The organism is Listeria farberi, from assembly GCF_014229295.1.
GTDB lineage: Bacteria > Bacillota > Bacilli > Lactobacillales > Listeriaceae > Listeria > Listeria farberi.
Map to the genome: position 1 here is coordinate 1,384,388 of NZ_JAARZL010000001.1, position 22,824 is coordinate 1,407,211.

23 protein-coding genes, 1 pseudogene and 1 other annotated feature are annotated in these 22,824 nt (G+C 36.6%); of the genes and pseudogenes, 4 read left to right on the plus strand and 20 right to left on the minus strand.

Going from position 1 to position 22,824, the window contains the following annotated elements; all coding sequences use genetic code 11:
• Positions 1–233: 233 nt before the first annotated feature.
• Both msrC and rpsD read left to right on the plus strand, forming a co-directional pair.
• On the plus strand, positions 234–722 hold the full coding sequence (msrC, locus tag HCB38_RS06875) for a free L-methionine (R)-S-oxide reductase MsrC (protein ID WP_185637926.1): 489 nt from the start codon (positions 234–236) through the stop codon (positions 720–722).
• Positions 723–933: 211 nt separating this feature from the next.
• Positions 934–1,536 (plus strand): 30S ribosomal protein S4, encoded by a 603-nt coding sequence (gene rpsD, locus HCB38_RS06880; protein ID WP_003762477.1) that lies wholly within the window; start codon positions 934–936, stop codon positions 1,534–1,536.
• Positions 1,537–1,633: 97 nt separating this feature from the next.
• Here rpsD and tyrS read toward each other — a convergent pair whose 3' ends face one another.
• The 5 genes from tyrS to HCB38_RS06905 all read right to left on the minus strand — a co-directional run bounded on the left by tyrS (position 1,634) and on the right by HCB38_RS06905 (position 6,761).
• A complete protein-coding gene (gene tyrS, locus HCB38_RS06885; protein ID WP_185319018.1) occupies positions 1,634–2,893 on the minus strand; it encodes a tyrosine--tRNA ligase in 1,260 nt (419 codons plus the stop codon).
• 59 nt (positions 2,894–2,952) lie between these two features.
• Positions 2,953–3,161 (minus strand) — a binding site (T-box leader).
• Positions 3,162–3,214: 53 nt separating this feature from the next.
• Entirely contained in the window at positions 3,215–4,222 is a 1,008-nt protein-coding gene (ccpA, locus tag HCB38_RS06890) for a catabolite control protein A (RefSeq protein WP_185318905.1), read from the minus strand.
• 234 nt (positions 4,223–4,456) lie between these two features.
• Complete coding sequence (locus HCB38_RS06895) at positions 4,457–5,542, minus strand: bifunctional 3-deoxy-7-phosphoheptulonate synthase/chorismate mutase (RefSeq protein WP_003767131.1); 1,086 nt, start codon at positions 5,540–5,542, stop codon at positions 4,457–4,459.
• A gap of 217 nt (positions 5,543–5,759) precedes the next feature.
• Positions 5,760–6,284, minus strand: coding sequence for a YtxH domain-containing protein (locus HCB38_RS06900; RefSeq protein WP_185318906.1), 525 nt, complete (start codon positions 6,282–6,284; stop codon positions 5,760–5,762).
• A 21-nt stretch (positions 6,285–6,305) separates the two neighbouring features.
• Complete coding sequence (locus HCB38_RS06905; protein ID WP_185318907.1) at positions 6,306–6,761, minus strand: DUF948 domain-containing protein; 456 nt, start codon at positions 6,759–6,761, stop codon at positions 6,306–6,308.
• Positions 6,762–7,016: 255 nt separating this feature from the next.
• On the opposite strand from HCB38_RS06905, the gene HCB38_RS06910 reads away from it, so the two are divergent.
• Positions 7,017–8,129, plus strand: coding sequence for a M29 family aminopeptidase T (locus HCB38_RS06910; RefSeq protein ID WP_185318908.1), 1,113 nt, complete (start codon positions 7,017–7,019; stop codon positions 8,127–8,129).
• Positions 8,130–8,167: 38 nt separating this feature from the next.
• Here HCB38_RS06910 and HCB38_RS06915 read toward each other — a convergent pair whose 3' ends face one another.
• The 8 genes and pseudogenes from HCB38_RS06915 to HCB38_RS06950 form a co-directional block, all read right to left on the minus strand.
• Positions 8,168–8,713: a peroxiredoxin gene (locus HCB38_RS06915; protein WP_185318909.1), complete on the minus strand. Its 546-nt coding sequence runs from the start codon at positions 8,711–8,713 to the stop codon at positions 8,168–8,170.
• A gap of 144 nt (positions 8,714–8,857) precedes the next feature.
• Positions 8,858–10,201, minus strand: coding sequence for a UDP-N-acetylmuramate--L-alanine ligase (gene murC, locus HCB38_RS06920; RefSeq protein ID WP_185607779.1), 1,344 nt, complete (start codon positions 10,199–10,201; stop codon positions 8,858–8,860).
• A 295-nt stretch (positions 10,202–10,496) separates the two neighbouring features.
• Entirely contained in the window at positions 10,497–12,839 is a 2,343-nt protein-coding gene (locus tag HCB38_RS06925; protein WP_185637929.1) for a DNA translocase FtsK, read from the minus strand.
• A 309-nt stretch (positions 12,840–13,148) separates the two neighbouring features.
• The gene (gene ytpR / locus HCB38_RS06930; protein WP_185318912.1) at positions 13,149–13,766 is read right to left on the minus strand and encodes a YtpR family tRNA-binding protein; all 618 of its coding nucleotides are present in this window, start codon (positions 13,764–13,766) and stop codon (positions 13,149–13,151) included.
• A 5-nt stretch (positions 13,767–13,771) separates the two neighbouring features.
• On the minus strand, positions 13,772–14,572 hold the full coding sequence (locus HCB38_RS06935; protein WP_185637931.1) for a DUF1444 domain-containing protein: 801 nt from the start codon (positions 14,570–14,572) through the stop codon (positions 13,772–13,774).
• Between the two features lie 34 nt (positions 14,573–14,606).
• Positions 14,607–14,921: pseudogene (locus HCB38_RS06940) on the minus strand (thioredoxin family protein); the annotation flags it as partial.
• 110 nt (positions 14,922–15,031) lie between these two features.
• Positions 15,032–15,250: a hypothetical protein gene (locus HCB38_RS06945; RefSeq protein ID WP_185318915.1), complete on the minus strand. Its 219-nt coding sequence runs from the start codon at positions 15,248–15,250 to the stop codon at positions 15,032–15,034.
• A complete protein-coding gene (locus tag HCB38_RS06950) occupies positions 15,243–16,316 on the minus strand; it encodes a M42 family metallopeptidase (RefSeq protein WP_185318916.1) in 1,074 nt (357 codons plus the stop codon). Before HCB38_RS06950 ends, HCB38_RS06945 begins: the two co-directional genes overlap by 8 nt.
• A 194-nt stretch (positions 16,317–16,510) precedes the next feature.
• On the opposite strand from HCB38_RS06950, the gene HCB38_RS06955 reads away from it, so the two are divergent.
• Entirely contained in the window at positions 16,511–16,822 is a 312-nt protein-coding gene (locus tag HCB38_RS06955) for a PepSY domain-containing protein (protein WP_003762492.1), read from the plus strand.
• A 36-nt stretch (positions 16,823–16,858) separates the two neighbouring features.
• Here HCB38_RS06955 and HCB38_RS06960 read toward each other — a convergent pair whose 3' ends face one another.
• From HCB38_RS06960 to dat, 7 genes are all read right to left on the minus strand, one after another.
• Entirely contained in the window at positions 16,859–17,107 is a 249-nt protein-coding gene (locus HCB38_RS06960) for a metal-sensitive transcriptional regulator (protein WP_003762493.1), read from the minus strand.
• Positions 17,108–17,240: 133 nt separating this feature from the next.
• The gene (locus tag HCB38_RS06965; RefSeq protein ID WP_185318917.1) at positions 17,241–18,089 is read right to left on the minus strand and encodes a YtnP family quorum-quenching lactonase; all 849 of its coding nucleotides are present in this window, start codon (positions 18,087–18,089) and stop codon (positions 17,241–17,243) included.
• A 61-nt stretch (positions 18,090–18,150) separates the two neighbouring features.
• The gene (gene trmB / locus HCB38_RS06970) at positions 18,151–18,795 is read right to left on the minus strand and encodes a tRNA (guanosine(46)-N7)-methyltransferase TrmB (protein ID WP_185318918.1); all 645 of its coding nucleotides are present in this window, start codon (positions 18,793–18,795) and stop codon (positions 18,151–18,153) included.
• Positions 18,796–18,801: 6 nt separating this feature from the next.
• Entirely contained in the window at positions 18,802–19,584 is a 783-nt protein-coding gene (locus HCB38_RS06975) for a phosphotransferase family protein (RefSeq protein ID WP_185607786.1), read from the minus strand.
• Between the two features lie 205 nt (positions 19,585–19,789).
• Positions 19,790–21,265: a multidrug efflux MFS transporter MdrM gene (mdrM, locus tag HCB38_RS06980; RefSeq protein WP_185318920.1), complete on the minus strand. Its 1,476-nt coding sequence runs from the start codon at positions 21,263–21,265 to the stop codon at positions 19,790–19,792.
• A complete protein-coding gene (locus tag HCB38_RS06985; protein ID WP_185318921.1) occupies positions 21,262–21,702 on the minus strand; it encodes a MarR family winged helix-turn-helix transcriptional regulator in 441 nt (146 codons plus the stop codon). The genes mdrM and HCB38_RS06985 overlap by 4 nt, the downstream gene beginning before the upstream one ends.
• Before the next feature lie 223 nt (positions 21,703–21,925).
• Entirely contained in the window at positions 21,926–22,795 is an 870-nt protein-coding gene (gene dat, locus HCB38_RS06990) for a D-amino-acid transaminase (RefSeq protein WP_185318922.1), read from the minus strand.
• Between the last annotated feature and the right edge of the window lie 29 nt (positions 22,796–22,824).

Consider the following 22,824-nt stretch of genomic DNA (forward strand, 5'->3'; position numbering starts at 1 on the left):
ATACATCTTTTCAATTATGTACATCTTTCCATATGTAGTATATTTTATTCCTCATTTTCAGTTCATTATACACATCTTTTATTTTACCACGATTTGCCTAGAATTACTTGCGTTTAGCGAAAAAAATTTTGAAGCAAGTAAAACCTACCCTTCCTCAAAACAAATTTTCCTAAATGCCTTGTCGTTCATGCTATACTAAAGACATTATTTGAAAAGAAATGTGGGGTTAAAATATGATTGAAATTAAAAAAATGACCGGAACAAAAGAAGAGAATTACGAGCTTGCCTTAAAACAAGTACAAGCAATGATTGCTGGCGAACCAAATCTAATTGCAAATCTAAGTAATGTTTCTTCTATATTAAATCAAGCACTTTCCGATATTAACTGGGTTGGGTTTTATTTACTTGAAAAAGAAACAAATCAATTAGTACTTGGCCCCTTCCAAGGTTTGCCTGCATGCATTCGCATTCCACTAGGTAAAGGTGTGTGCGGTTCTGCCGCCTTTGACCAAAAAACGTATATAGTAGAAAATGTGCATGATTTTCCTGGACATATCGCGTGTGACGCTGCCTCTAATTCAGAAATCGTTTTACCCATTGTAAAAAATAATCGGTTGCTTGGCGTGCTTGATATTGACAGTCCCCTCTTTAATCGTTTTGATGAAGTGGACCAGTTGTGGCTAGAAAAAATCCGTGATACAATCGTTCAAGAAATCAATTGACAAGCTACTAGTAACTATACTATACTGGAAGATGTGTAAAATGCAGCTTGAGTAAAATGAATGAGTGTGTTGTTTACCCCCAGATGTAATTCTGTGGTATATCGCGTAACCGGCGGCTGCTATGGTGATGGTATATGAAGGTAAACTGCCCTGATTTGGTTTTACGTCACGTTTGTTTTATACCAAAAACAAATAAAAGGAGGAGTCTCTTATGGCTCGTTATACAGGCCCAAGCTGGAAAGTTTCCCGTCGTTTAGGAATTTCACTTTCTGGAACAGGTAAAGAATTAGAGCGTCGTCCGTATGCTCCAGGTCAACACGGCCCAACTCAACGTAAAAAAATCTCAGAATATGGTTTGCAACAAGCTGAAAAGCAAAAATTGCGTCATATGTATGGATTAACTGAACGTCAATTCAAAAACACGTTCAACAAAGCTGGTAAATTACAAGGTAAACATGGTGAGAACTTCATGATCTTACTAGAACAACGCCTTGATAACATCGTTTACCGTCTTGGTCTTGCTCGCACTCGTCGTGCAGCTCGCCAACTCGTAAATCATGGCCACATCACTGTAGATGGCAAACGCGTAGATATCCCTTCTTACCAAGTATCTGTTGGTCAAGTGATTTCTGTTCGTGAAAAATCTGCTAAAAACTCTGCAATCGCTGAAAGCTTAGAAGTTTCAAGTTTCGTGCCTGAATACGTAACTTTCGATGCAGAAACTCTAACTGGTTCTCTTAACCGTTTACCAGAACGTTCTGAACTTGCTGCTGAAATCAACGAAGCATTTATCGTAGAATTCTACAGCCGTTAATTAGAACTAAAAACCTTACACTTCATGACTTCGGTTGTGTTTGTAAGGTTTTTTTATGTACAAAAAAGCACTCATTCTAAAATGAGTGCTTCTCTTCTTATTTATAAGAAACTAAGAAGTATTTTTTCTTGCCGCGTCTTACAATTGTAAATTTATTTTCAATCCGGTCACTTGCATCAATTACTTTTTCTACGTTTTGCTGACGTTCACCGTTAATGTAGATTGCTCCGTTAGTCACATCTTCACGCGCTTGACGTTTGGAAGGCTCAATCCCAAGTGATACTAACCAATCTACTAAGTTCGCTTCCGTGTCTTCCGCCACAAATGTTGGAACGTCTTTGAAACCTTGTTCAATTTCATCCGCAGTTAGAGCTGTTACATCTCCACTGAATAATGCTTTTGAAATTTTAAGCGCTTGTTCTAACGCTTCTTCACTATGCACAAATTTAGTCATTTCAGCAGCTAGCGTTTTTTGTGCAGCTCGTAAATGTGGTTCTTCTTCCACTTGTTTCGCTAACTCATCAATTTCAACTTCAGTCAAGAATGTAAAGTACTTCAAGTATTTCACTACATCGCGATCATCCGTATTAATCCAAAATTGGTAAAATTCGTATGGCGTTGTTTTTTCCGGATTTAACCAAATCGCGCCACCTTCTGATTTCCCAAATTTCGTTCCATCAGCTTTTGTTAAAAGTGGAATTGTTAGGCCGAAAGCTTTGGCATTTTCACCTTGTTTTTTGCGAATTAAGTCTAGTCCAGCGGTAATATTCCCCCACTGGTCACTACCACCGATTTGCAAACGACAATCATTAAATTCATATAAGTGATTAAAGTCCATCGCTTGTAAAATTTGGTAAGCGAACTCCGTGAATGAAATCCCTACTTCCAAACGACTAGCAACGATATCTTTTGAAAGCATCGTATTCACGTTGAATTCTTTTCCATAGTCACGCAAGAAATCAAGGATACTCACATCTTTCGTCCAGTCATAGTTGTTCACCATGCTCGCAGCCGAATCACCCTCAAAGTCAAAAATCTTTCCAAGTTGGACACGTAAGCTCTCGACGTTTTTACTAATTTGATCCATTGATTGCAACTGACGCTCTTCTTTTTTCCCACTTGGATCACCAATTGTTCCTGTCGCTCCACCAACCAAGATAATCGGACGGTGCCCAGCGTTTTGGAAACGGCGTAAAATCATAAATGGAATTAAATGACCAATATGCATCGAATCTCCAGATGGATCAATCCCGCAGTATAAAGAAATTTGCTTTTCGTCAACCCATTTACGTAAACCTTCTTCATCTGTTTGTTGGTAAATAGCTCCGCGCCACTCTAATTCATCAATAATATTCATTTTCATCATTCTCCTTTTATTTTTGGACATAAAAAACGCCCCTCCGCCAAAAACTTTAGCGAAGGGACGTATTAATTAACGTGGTACCACCCTACTTTTAGGAAAAAATCCTACTTCAAAAAATAACGGCTAAACACCGGCCGCGCCATTATCCTACGCAGCGTGACTCCGGGATGTAATTCGTCTACTTACCTCTACTAGTTTTCACCAACCACTAGCTCTCTAGGAATAAGAATAAGCAACTACTTCGTCCGTTCATAGTCATTTTCATTATGAAAAGTATACATACATTTATAACATACCGCTAAAAATGCTGTCAACTTATTTTTTTTCTTTTGTAGTTCCACGAAGTTTTTCACTATGTGGAAGGATAACTGTCTTTTCGTCTACTTCTTCATTCGTCATTAGTTTTGTTAATAAACGCATCGCTACTGCACCAATATCGTATAAAGGTTGTACGATTGTAGAAAGTTGCGGACGTGACATTAATGTTAATTTTGTATTGTTACTTGTCATGACTTCTAATTCTCCAGGAACTTTAACGCCCGCATCTAAAGCCGCATTTAAAATTCCGATTGCTAGCTCGTCATCCGCAACAACAACAGCATTTGGTTTCTTAGATAATGCACTTAATTCTTCCCAAACTTTTACACCAGCATTGTAATTATATTTTGCTTCAATAATGTAGTCTTCTTGGTAAGTAATACCAGCTTCTTCTAGCGCTTCTTTATAACCAGCCAATTTCATTTCACGGTTTACAGGCTCATTTAAGGAACCACTAACAAAAGCGATTTGCTTATGTCCATTATCTACAAAACGTTTCACTGCTTCTTTTGTCGCTTCTTTGTAATCGATATTAACAGAAGCTAATTTATTTTCCATATCTACCGCTCCAGCTAAAACTACTGGTGCAGGAGAACGGTCAAATTCTTCTTGTAATTGTTCAGAAATTCGTTCCCCCATATAAATAATACCATCTACTTGTTTACCAAGCAGTGTATTTAGTACTTGAAGTTCTTTATCCTCATTTTCGTCCGAATTACTAAGGATAATATTGTATTTATACATTGTCGCAATATCTTCAATTCCGCGCGCAAGCTCTGCATAAAAAACGTTAGAAATATCAGGAATAATTACACCGACAGTCGTTGTACGTTTACTTGCAAGACCTCTAGCTACTGCATTAGGACGATAACCTAATTGATTAATAACATCCAATACTTTCTTTCTTGTTACTGGTTTAACATTCGGATTGCCGTTAACTACCCGAGATACCGTCGCCATAGAAACATTCGCTTCACGAGCAACATCATAAATTGTTACATTCATCCCTATTCACTCTCCATATTCATTATTTTAATGGCTCTATATACCATTGTAAACGGAAACAAACTTGCCTTCCCTTAATAATACGATAACTTTTTTCGATATGCAATTGTTTTTACTCTTTATTTTCATTTATTTTCATACCGAAATGGCATTGAATGTTAGTATTAAATACCAATTATGCATTATTAATTTTAACCAAAATAAAAAACCCTGGCGTACCAAGGTTTTTCAATATTATTTTATTTTATGAGGAACTAAATTACTAGCTAAGATTGCATTCCAAAATTCCTCAAATTCAGGAATATCCATTTGTTGCGCAGAATCCGATAATGCAACAGCTGGATCTGGGTGAACTTCCGCCATTACACCATCAGCCTCGATAGCTAGAGCAGCTTTCGCACATGGAAGTAAAAGATCTTTTCTACCAGTAGAATGGGTTACATCAACCATAACTGGTAAATGTGTTTCTTTTTTCAAAATTGGAACAGCAGAAATATCAAGTGTGTTTCTTGTCGCTTTTTCATATGTGCGAATACCACGTTCACATAAAATGATTTTGCCATTTCCTTGTGACATAATATATTCTGCAGCACCGATAAATTCTTCAATAGTAGCAGATAAACCACGTTTTAGTAAGATTGGTTTGTCCACACGGCCAGCTGCTTTTAGTAATTCGAAGTTTTGCATGTTTCTTGCACCAATTTGAATAACATCAACATAGTCAAGTGCCACTTCGATATCAGCTGGAGTGACGATTTCACTAATAACAGCCAAACCATACTCATCTGATACACGTTTTAAAATTTTCAGTCCTTCTAAACCTAATCCTTGGAAGTCATATGGGCTAGTACGAGGTTTAAATGCGCCACCACGAATAAGTTTTAGGCCTTTTGCTTTAATAGATTCAGCAACCGCAGCAACTTGTTCGTAAGATTCTACGGAACAAGGCCCAAAAACAAATACGGGCTCACCGTTTCCGATTGGTAATCCTTTAACTGTAACAATCGTATCTTCTTTTTTATTTTTTCTAGAAACAAGTAACGCTTTAGAATGATCCTCTTCTTGAAGCTCTAATCCCGCTTTAAAAATTTCTTTAAATAATTTTTGAACCGTGCTATCTTCAAAAGGTCCTTTATTTGCTGCAAGAATCGTATTAAGCATTTCTCTTTCACGTAATGGATCAAAACGAAGAGAACCTTGTGTTCCTTTGATTTTACCGATTTCTTGTACTAAATTGGCACGTTTACTAATTAATTCAAGCAAATCAATATTTAATTGATCCACCTCTGTTCTAAGTTCCTCTAAATTTGTATTAACCATTTTACTTCCACCCTTCTAAAAATCTGCTCCAAGATTATTTCTCATTATAGAGGAAAACAGATAATTTGTCACGAATCCACTTTTATACTTAATCGCTTTTAAGCATTAAAGTAAATAATGTAAAATTAATGTTAACATGTTTTAAAAGAAATTACAAGCGGATATTGCTTTTTTTGTATAAAAAAACAGCCTCGTAAGGCTGTTTTTTAACTCAGTTTTATTTTACTTCTTTTTTCACATCAGAAGCAATTTTTTTTGCTTCATCTTTACCGTCATCTAGTGATTTTTTTGCTTCTTTTGTTGCTTTATCTGCAGCTTTTTCTACATCGCTTGCAGCATCTTTCGCTTCACTTTTTACAGCATCTGCCGCTTTTTTAGCAGCTTCTTGGTTTTCTTCTTTATTTTGTGAAACAACTTCTTTCACGGCTTTACTTTGTTTAGAAACTGTATCAGCTAATTTGCCTGATTTGTCTTTCACAACATCCACAAATCCGCCAGCGGAATCAACTAATTTATCTTTTGTTCCTTTTGCTACACCACTAATTTCGATACCTTTTTCATAAGCAACATCTTTCCATTGGTTGCCTTTTTCTTTAATTGTATCTACTTGTGTATTTAAATCTTCACGTAGTTCCTTACCTGATTTAGGTGCAAATAGAAGTGCTGCGGCTGAACCAACGATTGCACCAATTAAACCACCGATTAGAAAATCTTTTGTATTAATACCTTCTTTTTCTGCCATGTTAAATCCCTCCAAATTATATTAGAAATTAGATTGCTCTCGAGCTTCTTTTGCGGCTTCTTTCGCTGCTTTATTCGCTTTCATCTTTTCTCTAAAAGAAAGAATTGAATTGCTAATTGAGACAGCTTGAGAAATTTTTGCTTCATTTTGTTCTACTTTGTTAGTTGCGAGTGTTGCTAATTCGCGAACAGATTGACTTAATCCTAGTAAAGAAGTTCCAATATCACCAACTGCATCAAAAACTGGATCAACTTTCGCAACTTTGCCATTTACATCTTCTAGAAGTGTATTGGTCTTATCAAGCAATTTTTGTGACTCGCCTGTAATCCCTTGTACTTCTATGGTTATTTTTTCTAACGATTTAGCTACCTCATCCATTGTTTGGGAAGTTGATTTTAATGTTTTTCCCAAATAGATGGCAATAACTAAAAGCGCAATTGCGGCAATGAGTGCTGCAATATACAAAATTACTATCATCTATCCACACCTCCATATTCTTTTTTCTATACCCTGAGTATTCCCCTCTAAAACTTTCTTCTCTAATGAATCTATGTACAAAATGTAAAAAAGAAAAGGTATTAGCTTCATTTTAGCAAGTAACTGCTGAAAAATAAACTAATATGAAAGAAACCTGCTAATTTGTTACAGAAGGTTGCTTTTGGTGTAATTTGGAGTAAAATGGATACAGGCTGCTTTTTGCCTATTTTTAATTAAAACTAGGGAGGTTACAATATGAGAGATGCAAGAATCGAAAAATTAGCGCATAATTTGATTAACTATTCCGTCAAACTTGGTGCTGGAGAAAAAGTGTTAATTGAAAACTTCGGAGTGCAAAAAGAACTAGTGATGGCTTTAGTGGAAGAAGCGTATAAAGTTGGCGGTTTTCCATTCGTTTCATTAAAAGAACCACAAATCGACCGCGCAATGATGCTCGGTGCAGATAGTGCACAATATGCAAAAATTGCTGAATTCGAAGGCAATGTTATGAAAGAAATGGATGCCTACATAGGGTTACGCGCTGGTGAAAACATCAATGAATCCTCTGATGTTCCAGCAGATAAATTAAAAATCCAAGGCGAGACTGTTGGTAAAATGCATTCAGATATTCGCGTAAAACAAACTAAATGGGTTGTACTTCGCTACCCAAGCTCCTCCATGGCACAACTTGCAAAAATGAGTACAGTTGGTTTTGAAGATTTCTATTTTGATGTATGTAATCTAGATTACGGTAAAATGAGCACTGCAATGGACGGCTTAGTAGATCTTATGAATAAAACAGATAAAGTTCACTTAGTTGGACCAGGAACAGATTTAACATTTAGTATTAAAGGTATTCCAGCAATTAAATGTGCTGGCGAAATGAACATTCCAGATGGCGAAGTATTTACTGCTCCAGTTCGCGATTCTATCAATGGAACGCTTACTTATAACACTCCTTCACCGTACCAAGGCTTTACATTTGAAAACGTCTCTTTCACTTTTAAAGATGGAAAAATTGTCAAAGCGACTGCAAATGATACGGATCGTCTTAATAAAGTTTTAGATACTGATGAAGGCGCTCGTTATGTTGGAGAATTTGCTATCGGTGTCAATCCGTTTATTCATGAACCAATGCAAGATATTCTTTTTGACGAAAAAATTGAAGGAAGTTTTCATTTTACTCCCGGGCAATGCTATGATGAAGCGTTTAATGGCAATCAATCAGCTATTCATTGGGATTTAGTAAATATTCAGCGCGCTGATTATGGCGGCGGCGAAATTTATTTTGATGATGTGCTTATTCGTAAAGATGGCATTTTCGTACTTCCAGAATTAACTCCTCTTAATCCAGAAAACTTAGTATAAGAAAAGTGCTTAGGAGTAAATCCTAAGCACTTTTTATTTTAAACAATTGTTTTTTCACCAGGTTGCCAGTTTATCGGGCAAAGTCCACCAGTTTGCAAGGCTTGAAGTACTCTCAACACTTCATCGACTTCACGTCCAATATTATTATGGTGCACCACTTCGTACTGGATTTCACCTTTTGGATTAATAATAAAAAGCCCACGTAATGCCACACCTTCTTCTTCAATTAGAACCCCGTAATCACTAGCTACTTGATGATTTGTATCAGCAGCAAGCGGATAGGTTAATTTCCCAATTCCGCCTTCTTTAATTGGTGTATTCGTCCAAGCAAGATGCGAATGAATCGTATCTGTTGAAACACCAATTATCCGCGCATTTAATGCATCAAATTCATCTGACCGAGCGGAAATTGCAACGATTTCTGTCGGACAAACAAATGTAAAGTCCATTGGATAGAAAAAGAGAACTGTCCATTTATCGTCTTCTATATTTTTCTCTAGACTAACTTTTCCGAAAGTCTGATTTGGCATAACAGCTTCCATTTCAAATCTTGGAGCTTGGGTGCCTACTAAACGTTCTGCCACTTTTATCCCTCCATTAATCTATGTAGTTGTATTTTGTCTCACATGGTATATTTTAATACACCTAAGAAATACTGTAAAGCTTTATTTATACTAATTACAAACAAGCAAAAAGCATGCCAAATAAATGACATGCTTTATTCAAAGTTAATTAATCGCACTTTTTTTTAGAACTTCATTAGTTATATTTTCATTATCAAGAACTTTTTCATAGGCAGCTTGGAATTTTTGAACATCTCCTGCTCCCATAAACAAAATAACAGCTTCTGAGTACTGTAATAATTCTTCTGTGTGTTCTTCTTTAATAATGTGATTTCCTTTGGTTTTATGCGCTAAATCAGCAATAGTTAAATTACCGGTTTTTTCGCGCGCAGAGCCAAAAATGTCACAAAGATAAACTTCATCTGCTAAATTCAAGCTATCCGCAAAACCTTGTAAGAAGGTGCGCGTTCTTGTAAATGTATGCGGCTGAAATACAGCGACGATTTTTTTACTTGGATATTTTTGTCTAGCAGCATTAACAGTCGCACGAATTTCTGAAGGATGGTGCGCATAGTCATCTACTAAAACTTGATTTCCTTTTTCAGTAATGCTAAATCTTCTTTTTACGCCTTCGAAAGTTTTTAATTCTTTTTTTACTTCGTCAACTGGTAATCCTTCATAGTCACAAAGCGCAATAACACTTAAAGCATTTAAAACATTATGGTCCCCATAAGCAGGAATTTCAAATGAAGCTAAAAACTCATCACGATGATAGACATCAAATTTAGTTCCAGTAGTTTCTTTATTAACATTCTTAGCTTGAAATTCATTTTCAGAACCAAAGCCAAAATAAACAATCGGTATGTCTAATGATAATTTGCGTAGTTCAACATCGTCTCCTAAGGCAAAGACTGCTTTTTTCACTTGTTTACCAAGCGTTTCAAATGCATTAAATACATCATCTACACTCTTGAAATAGTCTGGATGATCCCAGTCAATGTTTGTCATAATTGCATAAGTTGGTTTGTAAGCTAAGAAATGGCGTTGATACTCACAAGCTTCTAATGCAAAATATTTAGCATCTTTTGTGCCGCTACCAGTTCCATCGCCAATCAAATAAGAAGTGGGACGAATTGCACCGACTACATGAGAAAGAAGACCAGTTGTCGATGTTTTACCATGAGAACCAGTTATTGCAATACTTGTATAGCCATCTATTAATTGACCTAAAAATTTATGATATCGAATCACGGGAAGATTAAGCTCATTAGCACGCTTAATTTCTTCATGTGTATCTGGAAAAGCATTACCAGCAATAATTGTTAGGCCTTCTTTTATATTATCTGCTGAAAACGTCATAATTGGTATTTGCTTTTCTTCTAATGCCTTCTGTGTGAAAAAATATTTGTCTACATCGCTACCTTGCACTTGAAAACCTTTATCATGCAGGATTTGAGCAAGTGCACTCATCCCCGACCCTTTTATTCCAACAAAATGATAGATAGTCATTATTTGAACCCCCATTAATTTATCTTGAAGAGGGTGCCTAAAAAAAACATGTTAACTGTTAAGCACCAAGTCTTAACTTTGAAAACAGTATAAAGTCTCCGTTTTCTAGACATCATCTTACGTTCCAATTGTGTTTTTTGTTTGATTTCATAGTTGAGTCAATAATTCACCAGCTTATTATATCACTTTCCATGTAATTAGAAAAATCTTTCAGCGAATATAAGCGAAATTACTCATGAAAAGAGAAGTAATTTGTAAAACTAATTAAGTAACGTGTTATTTTAGTACTATAAAATTAAGTTTCTTTGTTTCTAAGTTTAGCTAATTGATCTTTTGTGATAATAACGTCGCGTGGCTTTGATCCATTAATTCCTGAAACTATTTGATGATTTTCAAGAGATTCCATTAATCTAGCCGCTCGGTTGTAACCAATCCTGAAATGTCTTTGTAGTAATGAAGTAGATGCAGCATTTTGACTTAAAACAAAGTCACAGGCCTCTTCAAATAATTCATCAGTGTTTTCTTTAACTGATTCTTTTACAAGTAATTCTTGTTCTTCAAAGATGTAGTCAGCTTCACCTTGACTTCGAACATGAGCTACAACTGCATCGATTTCTTCATCACTAACAAAAGTACCTTGCAGGCGTACTGGTTTACTTGCACCACTTGGTAAGAAAAGCATATCTCCTTTTCCAAGAAGTTTTTCAGCACCACTTGCATCAAGGATAGTTCTAGAATCGATTTGCGAAGACACAGAGAAAGAAACACGTGTCGGGATGTTAGCTTTAATAAGACCGGTAATTACGTCTACAGATGGTCTCTGCGTCGCTACAATCATATGGATACCACATGCCCGAGCTTTTTGTGCAATACGGCTAATAGATTCTTCTACATCATTCGGTGCAACCATCATTAAATCAGCCAATTCATCAATAACAATTAAAATATAAGGTAATTTTTCCCCAGTATGGTCGGGATGACTTGCATATTCATTATATTTTTCCATGTTTCTAACTCCGGTATGACTAAAGAGTTGATAGCGACGCTCCATTTCTTCGACAGCCCATTTAAGTGCAACAGTTGCTGCTTTTGCATCTGTAATTACTGGGCTCACAAGATGTGGAATACGATTATACGGAGCTAGTTCGACCATTTTCGGATCAATTAAAAGCAACTTCAATTGGTCAGGAGTCGCTTTATAGAGCAAACTCACAAGTAGTGAGTTGATACAAACACTTTTACCTGACCCTGTAGCCCCGGCAATTAAGCCATGAGGCATTTTTTGAAGGTCAGTAATAATCGGGGTCCCTGAAATGTCAAGACCAAGTGCGGCTGTTAACGGCGACTTAGATGATTGAAACGCTTCTGTATTCATTAACTCAGAAAGCATCACTGGGCGACTCGTTTGATTTGGAATCTCAATACCAACCGTGCTCTTACCAGGTATTGGCGCTTCTATTCGTATATCTTTTGCAGCTAAGTTTAGCTTAATATCGTCTGTTAAATTGGTGATTTTACTTACTTTGACCCCTTTTTCTGGTTGGACTTCAAATCTAGTTACAGCAGGACCTTGTGTTCTATTAACAACACTCGCATGAACATTGAAATTTGCTAATGTTTCATCTAGCATTTCTTGTTGCATTTGTAACCAAGAATCATCTTCTCGTTTCGATACGGGCGGATGCAGAAGTCTAAATGACGGAAATTGGTAATTGTTTGGATATTCTGGTGCTACTTGTTTTTCTTGTGTTGTGGTAGTAGGCTGAATATTTTCACTAATTACTTCTTTCTCTTGGATAACTTCAGCTATTGGTTCTTTTTGAAGTGCTTGTTTATCTTTTTTTACCATCATAACGTTAAATGGGATTCTGCTTTTCAACATTTGTTCTTGTCTACTTGCTTCAACTTGTTTTTTTGGTTTAGGTATTTGTGTCGCTTCTTCTTGAATAAGTGTCACACGTTTTGGAGCTGTTTCAACTGGAGTAGTTTCATTACTAGCCAAAATTGGTTCCTCTACTACTTCTTCAATCCCAACTTCTTCTGGGTAAGTATCTTCTATTTGTCTTTCAATTTCTGTATCAAAAGCAATTGTTTCTGCTTCTGCTAACTCTGGTAAGTCTACTGGAGGAATAGTTAAATCTTCTTGAATTTCTGCAATTTCATCTGGTTCAGACACCGCAAACTCATATTTACTCGGTCTTTTATTAAATGCATAAACAGGAGACGGAACATCTGTCGCGGCAAAAGGGCGTTTTCTTGTCTCTTCTTTTACAACAGGCTTTTCGCTCGTTTGATGCAAAGTTCTAGTTGGTTGTTGCTCTGTTTGAAATGGTTGGCTGACTGGCTTATCAGGTATTAGTGGAAAACGAAATTCGCCTTTTGGATATTGATATACCATTTGTGCTTTTACTTGCCGTTTCACTGGCTGCAGTTGTTTTTGCTTTGGTACTACACTTTTTGGTGCAGGTCTTACGTTTCTTATATTTCGTTCTTTTGTTTTAATTGCTGTAACTTTTGATTTCGGTTCTACTTCAGGAGCATATGTTACTTTCTTTTCTACTTTCTTAGTAGGCGTATTTTCATATGTATCTACTTCTTCATCCATATCGCCAAAGAAAAAATCTTTAAACCATCCCATTCATTATCACCCTAAATTTAATTTTCTTGTTTGATTTTAACAGACAAAATCAAAATAATCTATGACAAAATTGTGAATTCGCTATTTTTCGAGCCATATTCGTTATAATACCTTGATACAACTAGGTTTAAACCCGATATAAGTTTTTGTTATCCCTTGAAAATTATCTTTATTTTGTACGATTTATGTATATTTTGTATACAATAAAAGGCGTATTGTTCTACAATTTACTTATTTTCACAAAGTGGCGGATTTAGCAAGCAAAAAAAGCGCCCGATATAGCATCGGGCGCTTAAAAAAATCAATTATTTAAAAATTTACCGGAAATTCTTCTCCCGGAGTAGCGGAATCTTCTAAAACAAGGATACCTTTTTCAGTTGGCGCATTAGGAATTGCTAATTCACGCGCGGCACATACCATACCAAAAGAATCTTCGCCTCGCAAATTAGATGGTTTAATAATTAAACCACTAGGCATTACTGCTCCGATTTTCGCAACGACTACTTTTTGTCCAGCTTCGATATTCGGGGCGCCACAAACAATTTGCAACACTTCCCCACCTACATTAATCTGGCATACATTTAATTTATCCGCATTCGGGTGTTTTTCTTTCGACTCCACATATCCAACCACAAATTTTGGAGTTAAATCAGCTACGATTTCAGGTTCAAATCCCGCTTTTTCGATAACTTGGTTCATTAACGCAACAAGTTCTTCCGTTAAATCTACTTTGCCATTTGCAGTAATATCAAAGTATTTGGAGCTGTTAAAAATATTGAAACCAGCTACTTCTTTTGTTTCGCGGTCAAAAATTCGCGCTACATCACCACGGCGCTCCCACTCACGATTTTCAAATGTTACTTCGCCTGTTTCAATTAGTAGAGTGTCCCCTACCCCTTTTTCATTATAAAATGCATTTACTATCACGTTTTCTACTCCTTTAATCTGTTTTTTGCCATTATAAATATCGGTTCAAGTTTACCATTATTATATACAAATGGCAAAGAGGTAATCGGCACAAGACCATCTGCGAAAAAGTCCATCGTCATGTGAGCCAAAACGTCATAGCCGGTATTATCTTTAATAGCACCAATAATTAAAACATCTTGATGCGGCACAGCAAGCACCATTTCTCCAGTTAGCTTTTCGCGCATTTGCTGAAGAAAATCAACATTTAGCAAACGACTCGCATCATAGCCGTCATTTGTACGCACGAAATAAAAATCATTTCCATTAACCGAATCTTTTTTTAGCGGAATTTCCAGTTTTCTTAGATTATCGAAGGCTGCTTTTCTGACCTCTTCATGGGATAATCCTTCTTTTTCCAGCATATTTTTTTCGATGAAACGGTAGGATTTTCCTAAATCAAGTGCATAGAAAATTTTCGTTTCGGCGGTATGTTCATCTGTTAATAGCGCCTCTCCCGCTTTGGTGGTATTCGGAAAAGAAGTCGCTCTAACAACAGGGAAAATATTCGCTGTATTGTTTTTAAGTTCAATATTTCCGGATGCAGCCAGAAAACCTTCTTCGACATAGTAAATAATCTTTTCAATCGCAGCTTCACCATCGTTTTCATAATTTGCGATGATTTGCGGGATAGCCAAAGTTACTTTTTTGCCATTTTGAGTAACCGAAAGCGTGTCACTATCTCGATCGTAAGCAAACTGCCGGTTAGGTTTATCCAGCTCCTTCTCTAGTCGTTCTTTCATTTTTAATGTGGTCATTTTTGCCATAGGCGCCTCCCCTTCCATAAAAAGCAGTCACTTTTTATATTGCAGCTAGAAAATCATTAATTTCTTCTTTCGTTTTTCTATCTTTACTAACAAAACGCCCTACTTCTTCACCATCTTCAAAAGCAAGGAAACTAGGGATTCCAAAAATAGCTAAATCAGCACATAAATCAATAAATTCATCTCGATCTACATGATAAAAAACGAAATCCTCGTTTTCAGCTTCAATTTCTGGCATTACAGGTTCAATATATTTACAATCGCCGCACCAATCTGCGCTAAACATAAAAACAGATTTGCCTCCCGCTTTTATCTCATTAAATTGTTCTACTGTTTCTAAGTTTTTCATTTTTTGTTCGCTCCTTCTTCTTTCATACTAGTTAAATCCTAACGCCTTAGCTAACTTTCGTCCAGAATAACGCTCATGAAAAAAGTCCGGCTCTGTTATAAGAGCCAAACTTTTCACCGGACTTTAGATTGCGTTTTTTTCTTTTCTATATAATAATTAAAATAACCAACGATTAACGTCATCACTCCCGCAATTAGGGTGGTAATAATCCAGCCAATTTCAGCATCGCGAAGGTAAGGTATCCCTGTAGCGTAACCTACTAAGAACACTAGACTTGCTACCAAAAGTAGAAATCCAACCAAAAATACTGGTCTTTTGATTATTTTACGCATTGTTTTTAATGGTTTCAAAAGTTGTTTTATCCAGACCGCGGATAAGCGTTGTAATCATTTCTTTCGCCGCCGCATAGTCATCCACGTGTAAAATCGAGTTAGATGAGTGAATATATCTAGCCGGAACACCAATTACCGCACTCGGAATACCACTAAGTGACGTGTGCACTTTTCCAGCATCCGTTCCACCAGGCGAAACAAAATATTGATATGGAATTTTATTTGTTTCCGCAGTATCAAGTAAAAATTCACGCATACCACGGTGCATAATCATTGTCCGGTCAAAAATACGTAATAAGAAACCTTGGCCAATTTGACCGAATTGCGATTTATTCCCAGTTGTATCATTGGCAGGACTAGCATCTAGCGCAAAAAACAAATCTGGTTGAACCATATTGGCACTAACACCTGCACCGCGAAGTCCAACTTCTTCTTGCACATTTGCACCAGCAAAAAGCGTATTCGGTAAAGATTCCCCTTTTAATTCTTTCATAAGCTCAATTGCAAGACCGACACCATAACGGTTATCCCACGCTTTAGCTAAAATTTTCTTTGGATTCGCAAGTGGAGTGAATTCAGCTACAGGAACAATAAATTGCCCTGGTTTAATACCGATTTTTTCCGCATCCGCTTTATCATCCGCACCAATATCAATAAGTAAGTTTTTCGGGTCAGTCGGTTTGCTACGTTCCGCTTCTGATAACAAATGCGGAGGAACAGAAGCCACAACCCCAATTACAGGACCACTTGGCGCCATAATTTGCACACGTTGCGCTTGTAAAACTTGCGGATTCCAACCACCAATTGTTTGGAAACGAATCAAACCATTTTCTGTAATTTGTGTTACCATAAAGCCAACTTCATCCATATGGGCCGCAACTAATACGCGCGGACCATCAGCGGCTCCGTGTCGCACACCAAAAATGCCACCTAAGCCATCTTGGATAATTTCATCGGAAACCGGTTCAAGTTCTTTTCGCATAAACGCACGAATTCTATGTTCATCACCTGAAGTACCTTGAAGTTCCGTTAATTCTTTAAACATTGCTAACGTTTCTTTTTCCATTAATAATCATCTCTTTCCGTCTGAAATCTCTTTTATTATAGCAAATAAAATATGTTTCCGCTCGCCTTACTTCTCCCTTTTATCGAAAGCGCGTTCAAAAATCCTTTTATAATCAAAAATTTGTAGTATAATGGTTAAAAGAGATGTTCAAAAACGTCTTTAAATAGAATAGACAACACTAGGGAGGAAAAGCGATGAACTGGAAAGCTTTCATTGCCGGCGTTGGAGCAGGAGCAGCAGCTGGACACCTTGTTTATCATTATTTACTTAGCGATAAAACAATTTCAGGAGACGTCATCTTAGAAAATGTAAAAAATGCATTCAAACAAGAAGGACCTATTGAAGGTTCTTGGATTCAACTAAAAAAGCAACACTACAAAAAATTCGCTATTGATACATTCGTATACCACGGTGGTATCACTTGCATTCGTGAAGGCGAGAAAAAACAATTCGAATTTATCGCAGACGCTAACACAGGAACAATCATTGATGTGTATTTAGCCTAAAAATTAAAACGACTACCCAAGTGGGTAGTCGTTTTTTTAACGAATAAAACTGTCAATTTTCTTTTTAATAACAGCTTCGTCCACCACGCCTTGCTCAATCAGTTCTTTCATTTGTTCTGTATAAATCACTTTTGCAGCTGCATCCATTGCTTTTTTAACGGCTGCTATTTGTTGCATAATTGTTTCTAAATCACGATCTTCCTCTGTCATATTTTTGATTGAACGCACATGACCTTCAATCTTCGCGAACCTTGTTACTAGCGCTTTCTTTTGTTCGTTTTTCATATATACCCCCTTATAGTATAACGGAAAACAACCCCCTCCCCAGGTTATGTTTTCGGCTTTGAATAAAGCTTTATAAGTTATATAATAACACAAAATAAAAATACCCTCAAAAAAAGAAGCGGAATTCCACTTCTTAATTTCGATTTTCTATTTTTAGTTCCGCGTCAGTTTCCCCATTTGCACCAATTCTAACTGCTCGAAATCTAGCATCATGATACGATAAAAACCAATAATTTTTCCCAAAAATTTGCTCGAAAATATCTTGTTTTGCCGCGATGGATGTCATAGGATAATCATCATATGCCGTTACCCATAAAATATTTTGGTGAGCAAATGTCGGAAAAATATCTGCCATATGAATCGCTCGTTCTCCGTTTGATTCAAACCAAACAACCGAATGTCCAGCACTATGTCCTCCAGTGTGGGCCATTTTAATTGCATCATTAAAATGCTTTTCTTTTGTAAATGTGCGGACTTGCCCTTTTATTGCTTGCCAGTTTTCTTGCCAATAAGTTGCTTTTGAACGAATATTCGGGTGTTGCATTTCGTCCCATTCAATTTCAGAAGTCCAAATCTCCGCATTTGGGAAAATAGAATAATAACCCTCTTCTGAACAACCTGTCAAACCTAGAACGTGATCAAAATGTAAATGTGTCATTAAACAGTAGTCTATATCCTCAGGGGCAATATTTATTTTTGCTAAATCTTCTAATACAAAAGACTCTTCGGTTACCCCATAATTACGCTTTTGTTTTTCAGTTAATCGCCCGTTCCCTAACCCGCTATCAATTAGATAATTTTTCCCTAAATACTGAAAAAACATCGGATCAGTTACATTGGCTACTTGATTTTTTTCGTTTGCCGGATATTTTTTCTCCCATAAAGGTTTTGGGACAACTCCAAACATTGCTCCGCCATCAAAATGAGTATAGCCTCCACGCAACCAATAAACTTTTATTTCTCCAATTTGAATGGAATCCATTTTTAACGCCTCCAATTAAAAATAAAAACCAGATGCAGCAAATGCACCTGGTTTATCCTAGTTAATTTCTATCAAATTTTGCTTCAAGACGATAGATTGGGAATCCTTTAGCTGAAAATTTTTCTTCGTATTCAGTTTTTATATTCCCCTCGTAATCGCTATTATGCAAATCAAGTGATACAAAAGTTAGTAACATATTATATTCAGAAAAAGCCACTAACGAATATTCGAACAAGCTACGATTATCCGTTTTGAAATGAATCTCCCCTGCTTTTGGTAATAATCGCTCATAAATGGTTAAAAAGTTTGGATTCGTTAGTCTACGTTTTGTGTGCCGTTTTTTGGGCCACGGATCAGAGAAATTTAAATAAATTTGTGCTATTTCTCCTTTTTCAAAAGATTCTTCCAGCATTTTGGCATCTCTTGCTACAAGTCGCAAATTAGGTACTTCTGCTTCAATTGCTTTATCAAGTGCAGAAACTAGGACGCTTTCAATCATTTCAATGCCGATATAGTTAATTTCAGGATTTGCTTTTGCCATCCCGCTAATAAACTGGCCTTTACCAGAACCAATTTCAATATGGATAGGATTATTATTGCCAAATACTTCGTGCCAGCTTCCCTTGAAATCTTCTGGGTTTTTAATATAGATCGCTGGAAATTCTTCTAATCGATCTTTTGCCCATGGTTTATGTTTTACACGCATCTTTCTTTACACCTCATCATCTTCTATTGCATTTTGAAAAATTTGTTTTGCTCGTTCGCATGCTTCTTCAGAGTGGTTAGTAGTAAGTTGCATGACCGTTTGGCAAAGTGTATACCATTTTAATTTACGATGTAATTCGTTAGTTAATGTCGTTCCATAGTTAGAAAGCCAATCTTCCCAATCTTTACGCGGGATATATTGGTATAATATCATTCCTAAATCGTTTGCAGCATCAGCAAGCATTGCACCGTCCCAATCAACAAGAAATAATTCATTTTCTTCCGATATAATCCAATTATTATGGTTTACATCCCCGTGACAAACAACATAATCCACATTCTCAACAGCTATAATATTTTGTTCTAAATACTCAATCGCTGTTTGCATTGCTTTCGCAGCTTCATTTTTTACTTCAACTTCTGCTTTTAAACGAGCAAGTAATTGGTGAGCAGAAAAATAACAGTTTTCGATTTTCCCGAGCATATGACGCAAGTTTTCCGAGTGGTGAATTTTCGCCAAGAGTTTTGCTACTCTTGGACCAATCATTTCCTCCCGAGTTAAAATATGACAATTTACCCATTTTTGCGCAGTGATAACATCTCCGTTTTCTACTCTCCTTGTCCAGACGAGCTTTGGAACAATGTTCTCTACTGAAAGCGCCGCTAAAAAAGGCGAAGAATTTCTTTTTAAAAAGAATTTTTCGTCTTCATGTGTTGCAACAAATGCTTGACCAGTTTCTCCACCGGCCGGCGCTATGTCATATTCTCTCCCAAAAAAATTATCTTTCATTTACATGCACACCTTTTATTAGCTCTTTGCAACTTCATTATCCCCTGTTTATTTCACTTCCGAACAAATTGGTAACTATTCATGATTTTACTTCTCTTAAGCGCTCTCGTCAAGTCAACATATGTTCGTTCTGCGTATTTTTTTATATAGCGGACTATTTTGCATGAAAAAAGCGCATTCTCATTAAAATGGAATGCGCTTTTTATTAATTTTTTACTTCTTCTGTTTTAGTGACAATTGGATCCATTGCACTTCTATTTTTTTGAATAAATAAAGCTAAAATACAAGCTACTACAGAAAGAATTCCTGCGACTAAAAAGGCTGTTTCAATTCCGTGAATAAGCACATGATTAGCAACTTCTGCTTTTGTTTTTCCTATTACATCTGCTGGGCCTAGTTTATCTGCAAAACTTGCAGCACTTTTTGACATTACAGTAATAAGTGCCGCTGTACCAATCGAGCCAGCTACTTGTCTCATCGTATTAAACATCGCCGAACCATGAGATGCTAGTTTTAGTGGTAGCGAATTGAGTGCAGCTGTTTGAAGTGGCATCATTACCATCGCCATACCTGCTGAACGAATAGTTTGAATGATAATAATAAAAGTTAAAGTTGTTGATTCATCTAAATTTGTAAACATAAACGTTGAACCTGCCATAATAACTAATCCTACTAAAGATAAATACTTCGCTCCAAACCGGTCAAACATAACTCCAGTCACCGGCGAAAGTATAGCGGTAACAAGCGCACCAGGTAAAAGAACTAAACCAGATTCAAGCGGTGAAAATCCTCGAACAGTTTGTAAGAAAATCGGTAGTAACAACATACCGCCAAAAAGTCCCATCACAACAAAGAAACTAATTGCTGTTGTAAGTGCAAATGTTGGATATTTAAATACTTTAAAATTAAGAAGTGGCGCTTTGTTGCTTGATTGATAACGGATAAAGATACCTAATACCACTAAACCAAGAATAATAAATCCGGCTACTTTCCAAGTTAACCAGTCGTGATCTCCGGCGTTACTAAATCCAAGTAATAAACTACCGAACCCAACAGTTGACATAATTACTCCGAGTATATCGAGTTTCGGGAAAGTTCTTTTACCGACATTTTTAAGTAAGAAGATTGCTACTACAATATCAAGTATTGCAAATGGAATAATAATAAAGAATAAATTACGCCAATCATATTGCTGAACAATCCAACCTGAGAGTGTCGGACCAATTGCTGGGGCAAAGTTCATAGCTAGACCAATTAAGCCCATTGCTCGTCCTCTTCGTTCCATCGGGAATAAGTTTAATACAACCACAGTCAGAAGCGGCATGACAATACCAGCGCCAATTGCTTGTACCATACGACCAGCTATAAGCATTGTGTAATCAGTTGCAAATCCACCAATCGCAGTACCAATTGCAAAAGTAATCATCGCAAATAAGTAAAGTTGACGAGTCGTAAACCTTTCAATTAAAAAGGCTGTCATCGGAATCATAACACCATTTACTAACATAAAACCAGTCGATAACCATTGTCCTTGACTGGCGGTAATTCCAAAATCTTTCATAATACTTGGTAGAGCGACATTCATCAACGTTTGGTTGAGAATCGTAACAAAGGCGCCCATCAGCATAACAATTAAAATTCCGTTACGCTTCACTGATGTACTTGCTGCTTTCATATTCAATTTCTTGCACCTTCCCTTTCTAAAATTGTAATTATCTCTTGATGTATATCTAACATTTCTTTTAACCTATCTTCGCCAATTTCCAGAATAGGTTCTAAGCGGTTAAAAAACACATGATAGGTTTCTGCAGCTTTCGTCGCTCCTTTTTCAGTTAATTCCAAACTAAGCGCACGACGGTTGCTTTCATTTCTTGTTCTTTTTAAAAATCCAGCTTTTACTAATCGATCAACAATGCCAGACACAGTACTTTTCCCCAGTTTCATGCGTTCTGCCAGTTCACCAAGTGTCAAATCCGACTCTTTTTGTAGTTCTCTAATTGCAAGTAATTGTGTTGTAGTGATTTCACGATTAGCAGCCTCTTCTGCTAACACATGATGCGTTTTTCGTTGCACTTCACGAAAAGAGAAAATTACCTCTTTTACTAATTTCTCGTCCATTAACTTCCCTCCGTATCGTTCGCCTCCAAATATTTCGCATACGAACTATTAGCCTTTTGAATTATACACCTTCAAAAAAATTTGTCAATTGCTTTAAAGCGTAAGTTTTAGTTTGAAAGCGGAGCCAAATAAGAAGCTTCAACGACTTAAAAAAGTTATATAATTTTTTACATAGGTAACTAAATCTAAAAAAACCTCCCTAAAAAAGGAAGGTTTTAGTTTATTATTTTGCAAATTCTAATTCGCCACACGCACGAGTAATTTCTTCTACAAAATATTGATGAAGTTGCGCGGTAATTGGTCCACGTTTTCCGTCAGCTACTTGAATTCCGTCAATATGCGTAATAGGTGTAATTTCAATAGTTGTACTTGAAATGAACACTTCATCCGCTTCACGAAGATCTGTTAAAGTGAAATCAGCTTCTTTAACAGGAATACCATTCTTTTTCGCAACATCGATGATAACTTGACGAGTAATACCATTTAAAATTAAGTTATCTGCCGCATGGGTCCATAGAACTCCATCTTTAATAATAGAAACGTTAGAAGCAGAACATTCCGTAACTTGTTCCCCGCGGTGCAGGATAGCTTCCAAAGCATTTTGTTGGTGTGCTTTATTTTTTGCTAGAATATTTCCTAGTAGATTTAAGCTCTTAATATCGCAGCGTAACCAGCGTACATCTTCTTCTGTAATCGCTGTTCCACCTTCAATGAATTGACGCTCATTTCTCGGTACTTCACGAGCGGCTGCTGTTAATACACCTTCTAATGGGAAATCATCAGGCATTACATGATTACGTGGATTTTGAACACCACGAGTCACTTGTAAATAGACATTCCCTGTATGAATGTTATTTTCAACAACTAATTTTTCTAATAACTCACGTAATGCTTCTTTGGAATAAGGAATAACTAAGTCAATTTTTGCTGCACTAGCATATAAGCGATCAATGTGTTCATTATAAGTAAAGAATTTTCCATTATATAGACGAACTACTTCATATACGCCATCACCAAACTGATATCCGCGATCTTCGATGTCAACTGTGGCATCTTCTCTTTCCACTAAATGGTTATTTACTAATACTTTCATCTTGAGTCTCTCCTTGCATAGTTAATTTT

Excerpts from the sequence above, each read along its gene's own strand:
- msrC (WP_185637926.1), top strand. The coding sequence starts at position 234 with ATGATTGAAATTAAAAAAATGACCGGAACAAAAGAAGAGAATTACGAG.
- rpsD (WP_003762477.1), top strand. The coding sequence starts at position 934 with ATGGCTCGTTATACAGGCCCAAGCTGGAAAGTTTCCCGTCGTTTAGGA.
- tyrS (WP_185319018.1), bottom strand. The coding sequence starts at position 2,893 with ATGAATATTATTGATGAATTAGAGTGGCGCGGAGCTATTTACCAACAA.
- ccpA (WP_185318905.1), bottom strand. The coding sequence starts at position 4,222 with ATGAATGTAACAATTTATGATGTTGCTCGTGAAGCGAATGTTTCTATG.
- HCB38_RS06895 (WP_003767131.1), bottom strand. The coding sequence starts at position 5,542 with ATGGTTAATACAAATTTAGAGGAACTTAGAACAGAGGTGGATCAATTA.
- HCB38_RS06900 (WP_185318906.1), bottom strand. The coding sequence starts at position 6,284 with ATGGCAGAAAAAGAAGGTATTAATACAAAAGATTTTCTAATCGGTGGT.
- HCB38_RS06905 (WP_185318907.1), bottom strand. The coding sequence starts at position 6,761 with ATGATAGTAATTTTGTATATTGCAGCACTCATTGCCGCAATTGCGCTT.
- HCB38_RS06910 (WP_185318908.1), top strand. The coding sequence starts at position 7,017 with ATGAGAGATGCAAGAATCGAAAAATTAGCGCATAATTTGATTAACTAT.
- murC (WP_185607779.1), bottom strand. The coding sequence starts at position 10,201 with ATGACTATCTATCATTTTGTTGGAATAAAAGGGTCGGGGATGAGTGCA.
- HCB38_RS06925 (WP_185637929.1), bottom strand. The coding sequence starts at position 12,839 with ATGGGATGGTTTAAAGATTTTTTCTTTGGCGATATGGATGAAGAAGTA.
- HCB38_RS06935 (WP_185637931.1), bottom strand. The coding sequence starts at position 14,572 with ATGGCAAAAATGACCACATTAAAAATGAAAGAACGACTAGAGAAGGAG.
- HCB38_RS06945 (WP_185318915.1), bottom strand. The coding sequence starts at position 15,250 with ATGCGTAAAATAATCAAAAGACCAGTATTTTTGGTTGGATTTCTACTT.
- HCB38_RS06950 (WP_185318916.1), bottom strand. The coding sequence starts at position 16,316 with ATGGAAAAAGAAACGTTAGCAATGTTTAAAGAATTAACGGAACTTCAA.
- HCB38_RS06955 (WP_003762492.1), top strand. The coding sequence starts at position 16,511 with ATGAACTGGAAAGCTTTCATTGCCGGCGTTGGAGCAGGAGCAGCAGCT.
- HCB38_RS06960 (WP_003762493.1), bottom strand. The coding sequence starts at position 17,107 with ATGAAAAACGAACAAAAGAAAGCGCTAGTAACAAGGTTCGCGAAGATT.
- HCB38_RS06965 (WP_185318917.1), bottom strand. The coding sequence starts at position 18,089 with ATGGATTCCATTCAAATTGGAGAAATAAAAGTTTATTGGTTGCGTGGA.
- trmB (WP_185318918.1), bottom strand. The coding sequence starts at position 18,795 with ATGCGTGTAAAACATAAACCATGGGCAAAAGATCGATTAGAAGAATTT.
- HCB38_RS06975 (WP_185607786.1), bottom strand. The coding sequence starts at position 19,584 with ATGAAAGATAATTTTTTTGGGAGAGAATATGACATAGCGCCGGCCGGT.
- HCB38_RS06985 (WP_185318921.1), bottom strand. The coding sequence starts at position 21,702 with ATGGACGAGAAATTAGTAAAAGAGGTAATTTTCTCTTTTCGTGAAGTG.
- dat (WP_185318922.1), bottom strand. The coding sequence starts at position 22,795 with ATGAAAGTATTAGTAAATAACCATTTAGTGGAAAGAGAAGATGCCACA.